Here is a 13,671-nt window from a genome sequence, read left to right on the forward strand (position 1 = left end):
TCCAATCCAACGGTATTGCCCACTGGGTTGTTGCGAGACCAGGCCGTTACGGGGTGGCGGTCAACCAGTCATCAGGCGAATGTTGCGCCACAACGCCATCGAAGCCTGCGAAACGATGCAGAAGACAGGCAGTTGGAAGCGTTGCCCGCTCAGTTAGTGACTTTCCGTAAGTGCAGTTGAGACGAAACAGCGGGATAAAAGATAACAGATACTGACAAAATAGATAGAACGATCATAATGAGAATTGCTCTTTGTTAATAAATGATCAAAAGACGCGAGTTCTTATCATTATCCGCCAGCGCGGTTGCCGCATCAACCCTCATCCCGAGACCATCGATCTCCAAGACAGAGCAGCCATCATCTCAATCAACAGACATAAGCTCTCTCCGTATTTTTCCAGCCATTGGAATCTGCAGAGTCGGTGGAAGTCGCCAATGGTTTTACGCACCCGAAATTCCCGGACTCCCTCCGGAAGACAGGGATCATTACAAAGATGGCACATCCCTGGTGAAGAAGCAGGTTCAAAGGTTCAGAATCTATGCATTCGATAAGAACAATAACGTCATTGGCGAAATCACATCTAATGAGGCAGATATCACCTGGGGCACACACCTTGCAAATACAAAGGCAGCTTGGTACGAGTTCTATAATCCACTCGATAATGGCAAGCTTGCACCACCCATTCCGGGAAAAAAAAGGAACAGACAGGTCAAATCAAGCCAACAACGCGAAGGAGAACTGGTTGTCAATCCCGGACTGGTTGAAATCTCTGGCACCAATACCAATACAGGCGGGAAAGAAAGAAAATATCAATGCGTGGATGAGTTCATGCAATCACAACAAGTTAAGCTTGGACATCTGCAGACAGATCGCAATGGAAGGCTGCTTGTTTTTCCTGGTGACGGAATATCGATCAGCCCAACAGGCCAAAAAATTACAAGCTTTGCCGACAATGATGAGTGGATTGATGATTGGTGTGATGGTCCGATCTTTGCCAGGGTGCGTATAAAATCAAATGGAAAGACCATTCAGGCCGAGCATGCATGGGTGGCATGTGCTGGGCCAAACTTTGCGCCGGAAATCACCCCGATCGTCACGCTGCATGATCTGATTCAAGGCTTAAATATCAGGCAAGGTTGGAGCGAAAGCTCTAACCATGTCTCTTTCCGCCGCGACATCTACCCGATCCTGCGGCGACTTGACATGATGCGATGGGTATCTGAAGCCGCTCTGTTGCGTCAGGGCTGGGTCGATATCGGATCGATCAACAGCGAGGAAGCTCTGCAAACACTGGCGGACAACAGCAGAACAAGCCAAAGCGCGCGCAACAGAATTTTCACCAATATCAGAACCCCAGCCCATCTACGCAAAAGCAGCCATGCAACCAACGAAGGCGTCCTTCCATGGATGAAAGGTGATGGAGTCGACTATCCAGATGGACCCATGGATATGTTCAGCGTCACGGAAGAGCAATATTTGAACTTGAAGCTCTGGGCGGAGGGAGAGTTCGTCAATGACTATCAAACAATCCAACAGGAAACCATCAAAACCTTCGATGACATTCCTGTCGCACAACAGCCACAGGCTTTAAATCAGGCCGCACTGGAAGCCTGTTCCGGTGGTGCCTTCCATCCTGGTGTTGAGCTGACCTACAACCTGCGTCATCCCACCATGTATCAACGTTACTACAACAAACAGAGCGAACCCTTCCGCATTGCTCTCGGGAATCGTAGATCCCTAAGCCAAGACCTCGGTCCAGAATTAACAAGCACAATCCTGCATCAAGGGTTCAATGACGAGCCATCACCGATAGCTCAGCAGATGCCCGGAGACCTCACACGGTGGATGGGAATTCCGTGGCAATGTGATGCATTTAGTTGTCAGAACGTTGATACGGAAAGTGACTTTCCAACGGCAACCTGGTGGCCAGCGAATGTACCGATTGATGTGCTTCCAGAACACCTCTTTGAACGTGCAAACGATCCAAATCTGAGCCGAAGCGAGCGCATGCTTTTTGCTTCACAGCGAAAACGATGGTCGAGACGCGTTGCGGGTGTGGGCTATCACGCCAATCAGGGGTACTGGGATGGAATCGAAAACATGATTTCTCTATGGCAGAGGATGGGATTTATCGTACGAAGATCCCCAACGCTTCTCGATACACAGCAACTGGCGGATATCTCTGGAGACTTTTTCGTCGAAACCGGGCGGGGGCTGGTTGATTTACCGTCTCCAAGCGACAAAAATCGACCATGAGTGTTGCTGTCATCGGAGGTGGCATTTCCGGCTGTGTGGCAGTCCTATGCCTGCATCAACAAGGTATTGAAACAGTATGGATTAAACCAACCGTCCGTTTAAGCAATCGACTGGAGTGGCCTGAATCAATCAGCTGGCAAGGGCTTGAACGACTGGCGGAATTCATCGATCTGGAAACTTTTATCAATGACCATGGCTTTCCAGAACATGTACAAAGTTCATGCTGGGGCTCAAATCAACTCTTGAGCCGTTCCAAGCAGCGTATGAGCCGACAGTCGAATGACACGCAGCTTGTCAACAAAGCAGCCTTGATTGAGATTCTGTCCAGAAAAGCTGAAAGCACATCATGCGAACTGATTCGAGGGCGTGTTGAACGGATTGAACGCCAAAAAAATATCTGGCAATTGCACATCAATCACCAAGCTGTGAGATCCGTAGATGTCCTTATTTTGGCCCATGGCAATGGTCCATCAAGCCGTTTTTCTATTCCAGTGAAAGTAACAACCACTGATATCCTTCAATGCCATCATTGGATCCTGTCAAAGAACAACACGGAAGCAGAACACAGCAATACAGGATCTCTCGTTGAAGCTTGTCCCGAGGGATGGTGGTATGCAGCCACAATGGGCCTTAACAAAATCTCAATTACCTCGTTTCAGCACCCGACCACCATCACAGCTGACCATGGGCAAGCCGAATATCTGCGAAACCGACTGAACAACACGATTCACCTGAAAAGCTGGATCCAAGAATCACAGTGGCGCCATTTTCAAAGACCAAGGATCTTTCGTCTTCACTGCCAGTGCAGAGAACAATTTTCTGGGGGTGGATTTGATGCGGCTTCCCCCTTCTGGTTCAGTGTCGGAGATGCAGCCGCAACGCTTGATCCATTGTCCTCATTCGGCAGCACAAATGGAATATGGAGCGCAAGCAAAGCCGCAGAATCCATTGGCTCGATCCTCAATAACCTCAACAGCAACGCAAGCAAGAATTACAACAATGCCATGCATCGACTCCACCACATAACGCTGCTGCAAAGGCAACAGATGTATGACCTGGAACAACGCTTCAAACAGCACCCGTTCTGGATATACCGTACAGCCAGGCCCGCCGCATCAACGACCTAAGCCAAGGTTTGCTTAAACCAGAGGATTACTGATCATCATCTAGGTATATGGGTAGTGGCGGATCAATTTGCTGCTGCGATCACTACTGGTTCCAGGTTTCACAGCGAAGAGGAAAACCAGGCTGCACAGAGCCGCACAAACATATCATTTGAACAATGGAGAACATGCAGATCGGATTGCGCTAATCGAAAAGGAGATTTACGTCCCAGCATGCAAGAAGCCTAACCCTGAATATTGTCGAAAAAATCCACCTGTCTAGGCTTCAAGCGCGCTTTCTGACAATCAAAGCAACTTCAATGCTCACTGGACTTCTCCAAATGGGCATTGCCGTATGCAGCATCGTGGTGGTTACGGTTCATTGACTCAATTTTGGGCAAGAACTTCTACTAATTCATCGCTTGAAGATTTTACGATTAGTGGATGCTGGAACTCTCAGACAGGCGTTTCTCGGATAGATACTCACTCTTATGAAATGACCTCTTATGCCATGAGAAATAACGACGAGTGCTGAGTAATGTTGGTGACTCGATTCAACGCAGCGTCACCGCTGTGGAAGCGTTGCCCGCCTAGGTGGTGATTCAGACCGTTGCTATGAATGGTGAACAGACCTGCTACTCATGTCAGAAGAGCAACTCAAGGCATTCCTCGAAAAAGTCAAAGCAGACACCATTCTTCAGGAAAAGCTCAAAGCAGCTGCTGACAATGATGCTGTTGCTGCGATTGCGAAAGACGCTGGGTTTAGCATCTCTGCTGATGACTTGAAGAACGCTCCATCGATTCTGAGACGATACGCTCCATCAAGAGAGCTTTCTGAAGAGGAATTGGAAGGGGTGGCTGGTGGTGGCGAATTTACTGGGGTGGTGCTCTCTTAGAATTCTAGCTTTGAAGATAGATGTACGACGATAGTTTTATTGCTTCAATCACTCCAAAAAGACCAACAATCAGCCTTCAATACCTGGCACGATTGAGCGCAGTAATTATTAGTTAATAGCAAGACAACGTCGCTGAAAGGATGGTGAAGGCGCATCCCCTAAACGGGTGATTTCGTCAGTCAGTCGCTGGATGAACTGAGGGCTCAGGTTGAGGCTAAGGGGCTCAATCCCTAGTTGGCTTTTGGCAGTCGTACTCGTAATCAAGATCAACCGACTTTCCTTCCCAGCCCTGAGATAGCAGTTCTCTGCCCAACTCGTAACTAAAGGGTGTTAGTTCTCCTGAACTGCGATCAATGACGTTCTCGTCTCGCCAGTGGTTCTCTGTATGTTCATCCGGTGAATTCCACTCAGTGCTAATCACAATTTTGGTTGGAGTCACCTTGGTGACGATGTACTCAAACTCATAAGTCTTCCCGTCCTCGCTATCTACATATTCCATCGTGGCTATGTCTAATTTCGGGTCAATAAAAAAAGTATCGTCCCCAGATTCACCGTCCTTTGTCCAAGTGCAGGTGATCTGAAAAGGCTCTTCTGTCGTTATGTCTGCGGCACCAGCACAAGAAGCGGTGAGCAGCAGCGGCAGAGCTAGGAGGAGTCGTTTCATTAGCTGGCCTCCGCAAAGGCTTTCCGAACACTCCTCCATCCTGACGTTCGGTAGCTGCGGTGATGCACCTCAACTGTGTGTCCCATGGCCGCGGCGATCAGGGTGTCGTCTTTCACGATCCCGTGAGCCCGGACGCTGAATGTGTCCCGGAATGAATAGGGCCGCAGCCATTCACCTCTGGCCTCGTATTCGGCCACTAACTGCTGCCAGTAGGGCAGACGCCTGAGGAAGGCCCCGAGCGTCTTGCCGCTGACTGTTCGGGGCAGTGTGAGCTGATCCCAGTTCTCTTCCAGCTCGAAGGTGGTGCCATTGCGGCCCTTAATCGAATGTGTGCCCTAGGCGCTGATCAAAGAGGATCCCCCGGTCACCCGTCGCATCGCTACCGATAGCGACCGTCTCAACCGGAGTTGCGGAAAGAATTCCATCGCGGAGTTCTGGACGGTTTCGCCTTCGTGTCCACATGCCGAACAAGGACCGCCCGCAGGTTGAAAGGCACCCACCAAAGAAGGGTGTCGGCTGGCTGGTGAACACTCAGCAGGGAAAGGTCTGCAGCTTCACCAACGCCAATCCGACTTCTCATGCTCAATGGGTTGTTGTCGAGACCAGACCGTTACGCGGCAGTGGTCAGCCGGTGATCAGACGGATGCTGCGCCATAACGCCATCGAAGCCTGGGAGACCATGCAGAAGTCAGGCGCCCTGAAATGGCGGCACTCAAAAAGTTGAGATTAAGTTTATGAGCTTCGTTGAAGGCTTGAAATAGTAACTAATCCCGCAAATATCATCTGCTTTGACATCTATCAGCCCAGCATCTACGTGCTTATTTTGATTAAGCCACCATGCCGGAAAGGCAATGTCACCGTAGTAAATGCTGCCGTCTTCGGTTGTGTTTCTCGCTTGTGCGTATGTTGCAAAAGCGCCAAGACCCTTGCGGGGAAGGTTGTCACTAAATCTTGTATGGAATAAAGTCGCTTGGGTTTTGCTGTCTGAAAGCCTGCAGCTAATATTATCTTTTAATTTTGCATCTGTTGAAGTGAGCATGTAGGTAATTGATGAAACCTTTCCACCCGGAAGAACTATTGCGAAGCATGAGTAAAGCTGAGCGCGTCGAGCAGCTTCGCCAAAAATCTTGCACTCATTCTCCGTAAAACTGATGATTGCGTATCTTGTTGTATCCCCTTCTTTGAACTCAATAGATTCGCTTTTTTGCATCCCGCTCGCAAACGATCCTTGGATAAAGCCAAATATAATTCCAAGATAAATGATTGTCGCTAATGATTTCTTTGTCATAACAACCCTTTTTGATATCTCCATTGATAGCTCGCTTTTGGTCTATGCCCATACGTGACGTCTCAATCTTTTCCATGCTTGCACCCGGGGGCAGGTTTGCCCTGCTTTCAGTCAGCGATGCAGGCAGCCATCTCGATAGTTTCCGGATGCCGACCAAGGACCACCCGCTAGTTAATCGCCACGCACCAAGGAAGGGTGTCGGCTGGCTGGTGAACACTCAGCAGGGAAAGGTCTGCAGCTTCACGAATGATTCGCCCACGGCACACGCTCAATGGGTTGTCGTCGAGACCCGCCCGCTGCGCGGTGGGTGGTATGGCGCTGAGTCAGTCCTGGGCGGGGTCAGAATCGAGAAATGGGTGTGAGGGTTTGGAATCTGCAGGAATGGACCGATTCTGGAGACGTCAATGACGATGCGGTCAGACCCTGTTCTCCAGCGAACATCGTGGATACCTCTCGCCAGGAACGGGCATGCATGGCGCACCCATCGCCTAGTGGTCCATGAGGCGGAAGGCTGGGCCGAATTGCGACCGAACCTTCCTCACAGCAGGCCATTGCTGATTGTGAGTGAGGCAACGGGGCTGATCCTGATCGTCTGGCAGATCGCCAGAGACGTTCTGTCGTCCACTGATGTCGTAACGACCGGCTGGCTCGCTTGGCTGACCGTCGTTTTGATCTTTATGCCCATCTATGCACTAACGCTGCGGACGGTTGTTTTCGATTTCCGATCCGGTCGTTTCTGGGAGCAGAGGATGGCCTGGCAAGCTCGGCCGAAAGGTGCTCCCCCAGCCCCTCCGGCTCGATCAACCGCAGCTGTTGGTGGCAGTCTCAGTGGGATTTATGCCATTCAATTGCTGGGGGAAAGCGTTTCAACTTCAGGAGCATTTGCTCCTCAGGGGCTTTCGCATCTGCGACACCGATATTTCTACAAGAGCTATGAACTCAATCTGGTCAATCGTCGTGGTGGACGGCTCAATCTGATTGATCACGCTGATCTGGCCGGACTGCGTCGCGACGCTGATCAACTGGCCTGGTTCCTGGATGTTCCGCTCTGGGATGGGGTTAACAATCAAGGCATGTCGATGACCGATCTGAAGATGGAGGTGTGGCGCAACAATTTCTGACGCTCAGGCATAACGCCATCGAAGCCTGGGAAACGATGCAGAAGTCAGGCGTTTGGAGGCGTTGCCCGCACAGGTGGTGACTTAGTCGATGACTTTGGCTAGTCCTGATAGCAGCAGTTGATTGAGGCTTGCCAAGTTCCTACGGCGGCGCAAGGCGTGATCAAGGATTTAGAGCAATAGAGCCTGCATGTAAGCCGGGACCTGACTTTGAGGCATGCAAGCGTGATTTCTTCATCGCAGGAGCTGGACTCTTGTTTTGGGGTGTCGCAGCGATTGCCATTACTGGGCTTGCCAGCTGGTTTGCCTTATCCGGCAGATTGAACCTGGCGATGGTGACTCTTGAGCAAAAGATCCGGTCGATGCTTAAGTCCGAGAGAAAGTGATCCCTGCGGCATAACGCCATCGAAGCCTGGGAAACGATGCAGAAGTCAGGCGGGTGGAAGCGTTGCCCGCCTAGGTGGTGATTCAGACCGTTGCTATGAATGTTGAACAGACCTGATAACCATGTCCCTAGAAGAACTCAGGGCATTCCTCGCCAAGGTCAAAGGTGATTCCAATCTTCAGGAGAAACTAAAAGCAGCCAAGTCACCTGAAGATGTTGTAGGCATTGCTAATGAACATGGTCATGAATTCTCCGCTGACAAGCTCCGTCAGCTCAGTGAAGAGGAGCTGGAAGGTGTTGCTGGCGGGAAACTTAAGTGGCATGAAGCAGATGTGCCTTTAATGGGTTATCCCATTGATTGTCTTTGATAAAGAAAAAATCTAACACCGCGGCAGACCAGTGCTATTACTGCTGAACAGACCTGCTACCTATGTCAGAAGAGCAACTCAAGGCATTCCTCGAAAAAGTCAAAGCAGACACCATTCTTCAGGAGAAGCTCAAAGCAGCTGCTGACAATGATGCTGTGGTTTCTGTTGCCAAAGAGGAGGGATTTATGATTTCTGCTGACGACTTGAAGCAGTCTCAATCAAGAGGTAGAGAATTATCAGAAGAAGAGCTGGAAGGTGTTGCTGGTGGGGGGACTAAACAATGCATTGTAACGAGAGTTGGGTGGGACTAAGATGACCACGGCTTGATATAACTGATGAATGTCATAGGCTCTTTTAATACTAGTATTTACTATATTTTACGCATAAAAAGACCAGCAATCAGCCTTCAATACCTGGCACGATTGAGCGCAATAAGTGTTAATCATAAACTTTGCAACTGTTCGTTGCTATAACCGGTTTAACTGCGCATTCCTAATGTCAGAAGAGCAATTCAAAGCCTTTCTAGAAAAGGTCAAAGCAGACACCATTCTTCAGGAAAAGCTCAAAGCAGCTGCTGACAATGATACTGTTGCTGCGATTGCGAAAGAGGCTGGGTTTAGTATCTCTGTTGATGACTTGAAGAACGCTCAATCAGAACTTTCAGGTGAAGAACTGGAAGGCATTGCTGGCGGCAACAACTATCTAGGAGATAAAATGACTCGTCCTGGCTTTATTTGTCTCGTGTCTTTCTTCAAGTAACATACCAGAGCTTACACACTCAAAGCCCTTGCATTAGCAGGGGCTTTTTAATTCTTTGACCACTGCTTTATTACGCCTAAATGCCATCCAATATCTGGCACGATTGAGCGCAGTAATTATTAGTTAATAGCAAGACAACGTCGCTGAAGGAGTGGTGAAGGCGCATCCCCTAAACGGGTGTTTTCGTCAGTCAGTTGCTGGAAGGATGTGGCTGACGAGGTCTGCGTTCACCCAGCGAATCGCTCCGGTATCGACATCAGCGATCTGAAAGAGGTTGTGGATCTTTGGATCACGGGCAGCACCGCCGCAATGGATGACTTCACCCATCCACCAATCCTTCTCGGCCTTCTCTCCGGTCTGAAGGTCGTGTTTGACGATGACCGTCATGCCTGGAGCGACATCCAAAAAGATGGGCCGCTCTGACTCTGGTGAGTTGTAGACCCCATGGTCAACCGACATAGGCACGAAAACAGGACGCCTGTACTAGCAATGCCAAGGGCTACAAGCGTCGATCCTTAATTCCGCTTACTGCTTGCCTGAGCGAAAGCACTGCGCACGCCCTTCCATTCCGAAGTCCTGTAGCTGCGGTGATGAACCTCAACCGAGTGTCCAAGGGCCGCGGCGATCATCGTGTCGTCAATGGCGTAGCCATGCGCCCGGACGCTGAATGTGTCCCGGAAGCTGTATGGCCGCAGCCATTCACCTCTGGCCTCGTATTCGGCCACGAGCTGCTGCCAGTAGGGCAGACGCCTAAGGAACGCTCCGAGGGTCTTGCCGCTGACTGTTGGGGGCAGTGTGAGCTGATCCCAGTTCTCTTCCAAGTCAAAGGTGGTGCCATCGACGGCCACGGCCTCCAGCCAGCGTGGCTCGGTCTCTTCTTTGACTCCGCCGCGTGTTGTGTAGGTCTTGCCCTTAGTGACGCGGAGCTGTGGCTCTCCTGCGTCATTGGTGGCCAGGGCGATGAACGAGATCTCCCATGGCCGGACACCAAAAACCCTGCTGATTTTCACGACGTTGCCCCAGGTTTTTGGGAGTAGTCGGATTAGCTCCAGCACCTGCTCATCAGTTAGCACTGCTTTCTTTCTGCGCTTGCCGTCAGCACCACGCAGCTCCAGATAGTCCTTCTCACCAATCAGGAAGGTTTGCGGTTGCCGGTGTTCAGCAACGGCGTATTCCAGAAACTTCTTTAGAGCTAGGCAGCACTCCAGCCGACTCTTTGGCATTTCGATCCAAGGCTTGAGTTCTTCGCCTTGCTTGATCCCAGGCTTTTGATTGACCCTCGGATGGGCCAGGACACGCCTTGTCAGCTCTTTGCCTGTCTGTGCTGCTTTGCGGCCCTGAAGGTGCACCAGGGCGACGTTTAGATAGCGCCCATAGCTTGAGTCGAAAGTCGTCTCAGCAATTCGGTTGCCCTGAGTGAGCTTGTAATCCTTGAACGCGGTGATGATCCCGGGCCATGGAGTCACCACCTCGTCAGCTTTGTGGTCACTGACAGCCAGCACGTCAGAGATGGCGGCTTTCAACGTGACGCCGCCTTCCATGACCGGGCCATAGATGCGCGTCAGCAGACCTTGCACAGGCTGGATGCTGTTTTCCGCCCATGGGTATGGAAGCGTTGCTGATGCGCTGGCTATGCCCGTCCCTGCCGGGAATTGCAGCTTTAGTCGCACCTTTCCGTAATGCTCAGACAATCCCCATCCACGCCAGTGCGCAGACGCTTGCAGTGATCTCTCCCATGGCTGCTTCTTTGACTTCTGGGCCAAGTTTCGGGATAAATCTCGGGATAAAACTACTCTCCTCGACTCTCCTGCGCAACTGACATGTATCCAGAAGTACTGTCATAACGGGGGTTTGAGTTGAAATCCCTTGGTGTGACTAACGCTGTTTCAGTGCTATCACCCAAATGACTTTCAGGGGCTGGAAGGCCCCCGTCAGCATGTCTGGTTAGAGGTCATCAGACCATGGAGCGGCCACTTGAGCTGTGTTCCACAGTCATTTGTTGGTGGTTAGGAACCACCAACAGGCAGAGTGTGGGGATGAATCAGCCAAGTCTTCAAAAACTTCGATCACTCCGACTCGATGCACTAGCCCGTGACGACAGGGCTGTGGCTGATCTCAACGCTCGAATCTCGAACTCTCCCGACTATTTGGTGGAGGAGCTGATGAACAAGCATGGGTGGCCTGCCCATGAGGCCCTTTGCGCTGTTCAGCAACTACAAGAGAAAGTTCTTCGCAACACAACAGAGCAGGCTGCAGCCTGAGCCGTGATGTTGAGCATGGTGTTGTGCTCATGGGATGACGAGCCAATGACTTATGGATGAGGACACCAGCAAAACAACCAAAACGGTCTGGTTCTGGGCAATCGGTCTGAACGTGATCGCTTGGGGCGGCTATCTCGTGCTGACCAGAGTGATGGGAATCACCTTTGATTCGGTTCGTTAGAGCCTGAGCTCACGTTTCGTCTTCGCAGCTCAGAGCGAGCAGAAGAGATCAGATGTCAGATCGACCAAGAAGCCTTGTGAAGGACTAGATCGAACAGATCCAGGCCAGTGTCCTGATGGTGCTCAGAACTTGCGCGGATAAGGGGGATTCCCAGCCAGTTCGACGTTGATCTCTTTGCAGATATTCATCCATGCTCCAAGTCCAAAGTTCACACCGTTTGGACCGTCGATGAAATCCTGGAACTGCTGCGCAGTGATGTCCTCACGCACTTCCCAGATGCAGAACGCAGGTCCTTCTGGACCAACCGGGCAGAAGCAATGGTTATAGAAACCATCCTTCAAATTATTCGCGACTGCCTCATCCCAGCCTCCTCCCGGAGCCATGGCTTTCTGAGCTGTCTCCCACCATTGCTGGGCTTTCCCGGCCCGAAACTCATGGTGAACATGGAAGAACTTAGATGCCATCAATCGATGCCAAGTGCCTTTTTATTATCGCCTTTCTCTGCTGTTGCCCTCGTATCTGAAGCTTCTCAATACGGTTTTGATCTTCGAACGGTTGAGGTGGCAGTTTGCAACGACTCCAAAAGGATCGAGAGGTGTCCTTTTCTTTGTCTCTCGACCAACCAACGCCAGCTTGCTTGTTGAGGGGAATTGCCTGGTGCAGCACTTAAGAGGAAGACCTCGGTGATTTTTGCCAAAATTTAATGATCCAGGTATTGCTGACTTCATTGTTCCCAATCCTGCCTCTTTAGTTTGAAATTAGTTTGGGTTGTTCAATAAAAATGAATGCATTCCGGCGTATCAAAAGCAAAATCAAGGCTGAAATTCTCTCGGTTTTTGTGACCTCACTTGAAATTTGCTACGGGACCTATGGAAGCATCTGAATTGATACCACTACGCAATCTTTTTGATGTGTACCGCCTGGATCAGCTTTCTTTTGCCTCTTCTTTTGGACCGGTCCATTTACAGCTGGGGCCAATTGGACATGCTAAAGCGCGAAATGGCTTGTGATATCCCTCGCGAATAAATTCACCAATTGGTTCGGCATGGGCAGTGTGGATTTCCATTCGAATCGTGCCTCTCCCAGAGTTCTAGAGTTGCATCAGGAACAGTCAAGGTGCGATAACAATTTCTCCTCATGCCGCAGCAACCTGGCTGCTCAATAGTTCAAGCACAGGGCACTCAGCTTTGGTCAGCCTCTGCTTCACATGCATAGGCTTGCTGGGATTGGTTTCAGAGCTGCTTCCACTTGATAGCGTTGGCGAGGTCAGCTTTATTGGACGACGCCATGATTACTGCCTTGACTGGTTCGATGCCATCACAGCTCTCACTGCATATCCTTGGCTGAATCAACTCTTGGTGTAATTAGCAATGATCGAAACCACTGTTCTCGATTTCGAGCTCAGCAATACCTTCCAAGAATACAAAGCCTATATGGAAGCACTTGAGCAGCAGATCATGTTCTCAGAAATGGGTGTCAAGATTTTCTATCTCGGTGTTTCTCAGGAAAACCCAAAAAGGGCAACCGTCATCTTTCAAGGGCCGGAAAATGTTCTGTATGATATTTTCATGAACCCGCAGACCAAACCAATTGTTGAGGCTTCTGGCCATATTTATGAAGGGACGGTAATCACGCGTTGGCTTGCTGATTAGATCTATAGCGAAACAGTGGTATTTGCTCGTCTAGGGGAGTCAGTCACACCTACCTCGCTGCTTGATTATGCAATTTTTGAATCTTTAACTTGGTCTTGACTGATTTCAAGTATATGTTACGAGCGCTCAATTCATATGTTTGCTAGGTGTGTAAAGCCGCAATTCTTTAATTTGCGGTATTGACAATGGGGTTGGTCAATTCTCAGTCGCAAACAGAATATAATTATATAGCAGTTTTTTTAAGATAGTCCTTTAATTATCTTCGCTATAAACATTATTAGCCAAGGGAAACTCTGCAGCAGTGGTTCATTGCTATGCCAGATTGCTTTGAATTTTCAGGACGTTGCTTTAGCGCTTTTATAGAGACTGAGCGTGAAGCAGGCTGCCCCAAAGCTCACGACAAGAACCAGGAGATCAGTTGTTCCAAACATGGCGGTTGAATCATTTACAGAACTTTACGCAAGCTGTTGCGAAAAGTAAAGACCTCTGTGGGGGGTAGGTCGTCAGTCTGGTGATCGCTCTCGGCGACTTCCCTTGATTTCTTGGAGTGCCCTATGAGGGTTGACTTTGAGACAAGCCTGGCTTTCACAGCAAGAACTTTGTCCGGAGAATCATTTGCGACAACTCACTGAGCTGTCTGGTTGATTTTGTAAATGCTCAGAACGAGGCAGGCAGTCGAAAAGCTGACGAACAGAACAAGCAGATTTGAACTCGTCATAGAGGTGAACTAAGTACAAATA

Annotated in this window: 18 protein-coding genes; 12 read left to right on the forward strand and 6 right to left on the reverse strand. The window is 50.0% G+C overall.

Annotated elements, in window-relative coordinates; all coding sequences use genetic code 11:
* Positions 1 to 261 precede the first annotated feature (261 nt).
* From goxA to SIB42_RS05085, 3 genes are all read left to right on the forward strand, one after another.
* Positions 262 to 2,256, forward strand: coding sequence for a CTQ-dependent glycine oxidase GoxA (gene goxA / locus SIB42_RS05075; protein WP_082825067.1), 1,995 nt, complete (start codon positions 262 to 264; stop codon positions 2,254 to 2,256).
* Positions 2,253 to 3,383, forward strand: a complete 1,131-nt coding sequence (locus SIB42_RS05080) for an NAD(P)/FAD-dependent oxidoreductase (RefSeq protein WP_067096495.1) — start codon at positions 2,253 to 2,255, stop codon at positions 3,381 to 3,383. The genes goxA and SIB42_RS05080 overlap by 4 nt, the downstream gene beginning before the upstream one ends.
* A 617-nt stretch (positions 3,384 to 4,000) precedes the next feature.
* The gene (locus SIB42_RS05085; RefSeq protein WP_067096493.1) at positions 4,001 to 4,255 is read left to right on the forward strand and encodes a Nif11-like leader peptide family RiPP precursor; all 255 of its coding nucleotides are present in this window, start codon (positions 4,001 to 4,003) and stop codon (positions 4,253 to 4,255) included.
* A 223-nt stretch (positions 4,256 to 4,478) separates the two neighbouring features.
* Here SIB42_RS05085 and SIB42_RS05090 read toward each other — a convergent pair whose 3' ends face one another.
* Both SIB42_RS05090 and SIB42_RS05095 read right to left on the reverse strand, forming a co-directional pair.
* Positions 4,479 to 4,919, reverse strand: coding sequence for a hypothetical protein (locus SIB42_RS05090; protein ID WP_067096489.1), 441 nt, complete (start codon positions 4,917 to 4,919; stop codon positions 4,479 to 4,481).
* The gene (locus SIB42_RS05095; RefSeq protein WP_067096487.1) at positions 4,919 to 5,116 is read right to left on the reverse strand and encodes a hypothetical protein; all 198 of its coding nucleotides are present in this window, start codon (positions 5,114 to 5,116) and stop codon (positions 4,919 to 4,921) included. Before SIB42_RS05095 ends, SIB42_RS05090 begins: the two co-directional genes overlap by 1 nt.
* A gap of 263 nt (positions 5,117 to 5,379) precedes the next feature.
* Here SIB42_RS05095 and SIB42_RS05100 point away from each other — a divergent pair, with 263 nt between their 5' ends.
* Positions 5,380 to 5,643: a DUF1651 domain-containing protein gene (locus tag SIB42_RS05100; protein ID WP_067096485.1), complete on the forward strand. Its 264-nt coding sequence runs from the start codon at positions 5,380 to 5,382 to the stop codon at positions 5,641 to 5,643.
* On the opposite strand, the gene SIB42_RS05105 is transcribed toward SIB42_RS05100, so the two are convergent.
* Positions 5,632 to 6,207 (reverse strand): hypothetical protein, encoded by a 576-nt coding sequence (locus SIB42_RS05105; protein ID WP_067096483.1) that lies wholly within the window; start codon positions 6,205 to 6,207, stop codon positions 5,632 to 5,634. The genes SIB42_RS05100 and SIB42_RS05105 overlap by 12 nt on opposite strands.
* 74 nt (positions 6,208 to 6,281) lie before the next feature.
* On the opposite strand from SIB42_RS05105, the gene SIB42_RS05110 reads away from it, so the two are divergent.
* From SIB42_RS05110 to SIB42_RS05130, 5 genes are all read left to right on the forward strand, one after another.
* On the forward strand, positions 6,282 to 6,569 hold the full coding sequence (locus SIB42_RS05110) for a hypothetical protein (protein ID WP_156485221.1): 288 nt from the start codon (positions 6,282 to 6,284) through the stop codon (positions 6,567 to 6,569).
* Between the two features lie 42 nt (positions 6,570 to 6,611).
* A complete protein-coding gene (locus SIB42_RS05115; RefSeq protein WP_156485220.1) occupies positions 6,612 to 7,328 on the forward strand; it encodes a hypothetical protein in 717 nt (238 codons plus the stop codon).
* 504 nt (positions 7,329 to 7,832) lie between these two features.
* Positions 7,833 to 8,078 carry a Nif11-like leader peptide family natural product precursor gene (locus SIB42_RS05120; protein ID WP_067096473.1) on the forward strand — a complete coding sequence of 82 codons (246 nt, stop codon included), beginning with the start codon at positions 7,833 to 7,835 and terminating at the stop codon, positions 8,076 to 8,078.
* 62 nt (positions 8,079 to 8,140) lie between these two features.
* Positions 8,141 to 8,389, forward strand: coding sequence for a Nif11-like leader peptide family natural product precursor (locus SIB42_RS05125; protein WP_067096471.1), 249 nt, complete (start codon positions 8,141 to 8,143; stop codon positions 8,387 to 8,389).
* 184 nt (positions 8,390 to 8,573) lie between these two features.
* Positions 8,574 to 8,837 (forward strand): Nif11-like leader peptide family natural product precursor, encoded by a 264-nt coding sequence (locus tag SIB42_RS05130; protein ID WP_067096736.1) that lies wholly within the window; start codon positions 8,574 to 8,576, stop codon positions 8,835 to 8,837.
* Between the two features lie 186 nt (positions 8,838 to 9,023).
* Here SIB42_RS05130 and SIB42_RS05135 read toward each other — a convergent pair whose 3' ends face one another.
* Both SIB42_RS05135 and SIB42_RS05140 read right to left on the reverse strand, forming a co-directional pair.
* A complete protein-coding gene (locus SIB42_RS05135) occupies positions 9,024 to 9,296 on the reverse strand; it encodes a DUF3104 domain-containing protein (protein ID WP_074160760.1) in 273 nt (90 codons plus the stop codon).
* A 56-nt stretch (positions 9,297 to 9,352) separates the two neighbouring features.
* On the reverse strand, positions 9,353 to 10,507 hold the full coding sequence (locus tag SIB42_RS05140) for a hypothetical protein (protein WP_413328503.1): 1,155 nt from the start codon (positions 10,505 to 10,507) through the stop codon (positions 9,353 to 9,355).
* 366 nt (positions 10,508 to 10,873) lie between these two features.
* Between SIB42_RS05140 and SIB42_RS05145 the strand changes: the two genes are divergently transcribed.
* A complete protein-coding gene (locus SIB42_RS05145; RefSeq protein ID WP_067096734.1) occupies positions 10,874 to 11,098 on the forward strand; it encodes a hypothetical protein in 225 nt (74 codons plus the stop codon).
* Positions 11,099 to 11,150: 52 nt separating this feature from the next.
* On the forward strand, positions 11,151 to 11,279 hold the full coding sequence (locus SIB42_RS05150) for a hypothetical protein (RefSeq protein WP_255359909.1): 129 nt from the start codon (positions 11,151 to 11,153) through the stop codon (positions 11,277 to 11,279).
* 122 nt (positions 11,280 to 11,401) lie between these two features.
* On the opposite strand, the gene SIB42_RS05155 is transcribed toward SIB42_RS05150, so the two are convergent.
* Positions 11,402 to 11,743 carry a hypothetical protein gene (locus SIB42_RS05155; RefSeq protein ID WP_067096462.1) on the reverse strand — a complete coding sequence of 114 codons (342 nt, stop codon included), beginning with the start codon at positions 11,741 to 11,743 and terminating at the stop codon, positions 11,402 to 11,404.
* A gap of 906 nt (positions 11,744 to 12,649) precedes the next feature.
* On the opposite strand from SIB42_RS05155, the gene SIB42_RS05160 reads away from it, so the two are divergent.
* Positions 12,650 to 12,931 carry a DUF3764 family protein gene (locus SIB42_RS05160; RefSeq protein WP_067096459.1) on the forward strand — a complete coding sequence of 94 codons (282 nt, stop codon included), beginning with the start codon at positions 12,650 to 12,652 and terminating at the stop codon, positions 12,929 to 12,931.
* The last annotated feature ends 740 nt before the right edge of the window (positions 12,932 to 13,671 follow it).

The sequence above is a fragment of the Synechococcus sp. MIT S9508 genome (assembly GCF_047303045.1).
Lineage (GTDB): Bacteria > Cyanobacteriota > Cyanobacteriia > PCC-6307 > Cyanobiaceae > Synechococcus_C.

Excerpts from the sequence above, each read along its gene's own strand:
- goxA (WP_082825067.1), top strand. The coding sequence starts at position 262 with ATGATCAAAAGACGCGAGTTCTTATCATTATCCGCCAGCGCGGTTGCC.
- SIB42_RS05080 (WP_067096495.1), top strand. The coding sequence starts at position 2,253 with ATGAGTGTTGCTGTCATCGGAGGTGGCATTTCCGGCTGTGTGGCAGTC.
- SIB42_RS05085 (WP_067096493.1), top strand. The coding sequence starts at position 4,001 with ATGTCAGAAGAGCAACTCAAGGCATTCCTCGAAAAAGTCAAAGCAGAC.
- SIB42_RS05090 (WP_067096489.1), bottom strand. The coding sequence starts at position 4,919 with ATGAAACGACTCCTCCTAGCTCTGCCGCTGCTGCTCACCGCTTCTTGT.
- SIB42_RS05100 (WP_067096485.1), top strand. The coding sequence starts at position 5,380 with ATGCCGAACAAGGACCGCCCGCAGGTTGAAAGGCACCCACCAAAGAAG.
- SIB42_RS05105 (WP_067096483.1), bottom strand. The coding sequence starts at position 6,207 with ATGACAAAGAAATCATTAGCGACAATCATTTATCTTGGAATTATATTT.
- SIB42_RS05110 (WP_156485221.1), top strand. The coding sequence starts at position 6,282 with ATGCTTGCACCCGGGGGCAGGTTTGCCCTGCTTTCAGTCAGCGATGCA.
- SIB42_RS05115 (WP_156485220.1), top strand. The coding sequence starts at position 6,612 with ATGACGATGCGGTCAGACCCTGTTCTCCAGCGAACATCGTGGATACCT.
- SIB42_RS05120 (WP_067096473.1), top strand. The coding sequence starts at position 7,833 with ATGTCCCTAGAAGAACTCAGGGCATTCCTCGCCAAGGTCAAAGGTGAT.
- SIB42_RS05125 (WP_067096471.1), top strand. The coding sequence starts at position 8,141 with ATGTCAGAAGAGCAACTCAAGGCATTCCTCGAAAAAGTCAAAGCAGAC.
- SIB42_RS05130 (WP_067096736.1), top strand. The coding sequence starts at position 8,574 with ATGTCAGAAGAGCAATTCAAAGCCTTTCTAGAAAAGGTCAAAGCAGAC.
- SIB42_RS05135 (WP_074160760.1), bottom strand. The coding sequence starts at position 9,296 with ATGTCGGTTGACCATGGGGTCTACAACTCACCAGAGTCAGAGCGGCCC.
- SIB42_RS05145 (WP_067096734.1), top strand. The coding sequence starts at position 10,874 with ATGAATCAGCCAAGTCTTCAAAAACTTCGATCACTCCGACTCGATGCA.
- SIB42_RS05150 (WP_255359909.1), top strand. The coding sequence starts at position 11,151 with ATGGATGAGGACACCAGCAAAACAACCAAAACGGTCTGGTTCTGGGCA.
- SIB42_RS05155 (WP_067096462.1), bottom strand. The coding sequence starts at position 11,743 with ATGGCATCTAAGTTCTTCCATGTTCACCATGAGTTTCGGGCCGGGAAA.
- SIB42_RS05160 (WP_067096459.1), top strand. The coding sequence starts at position 12,650 with ATGATCGAAACCACTGTTCTCGATTTCGAGCTCAGCAATACCTTCCAA.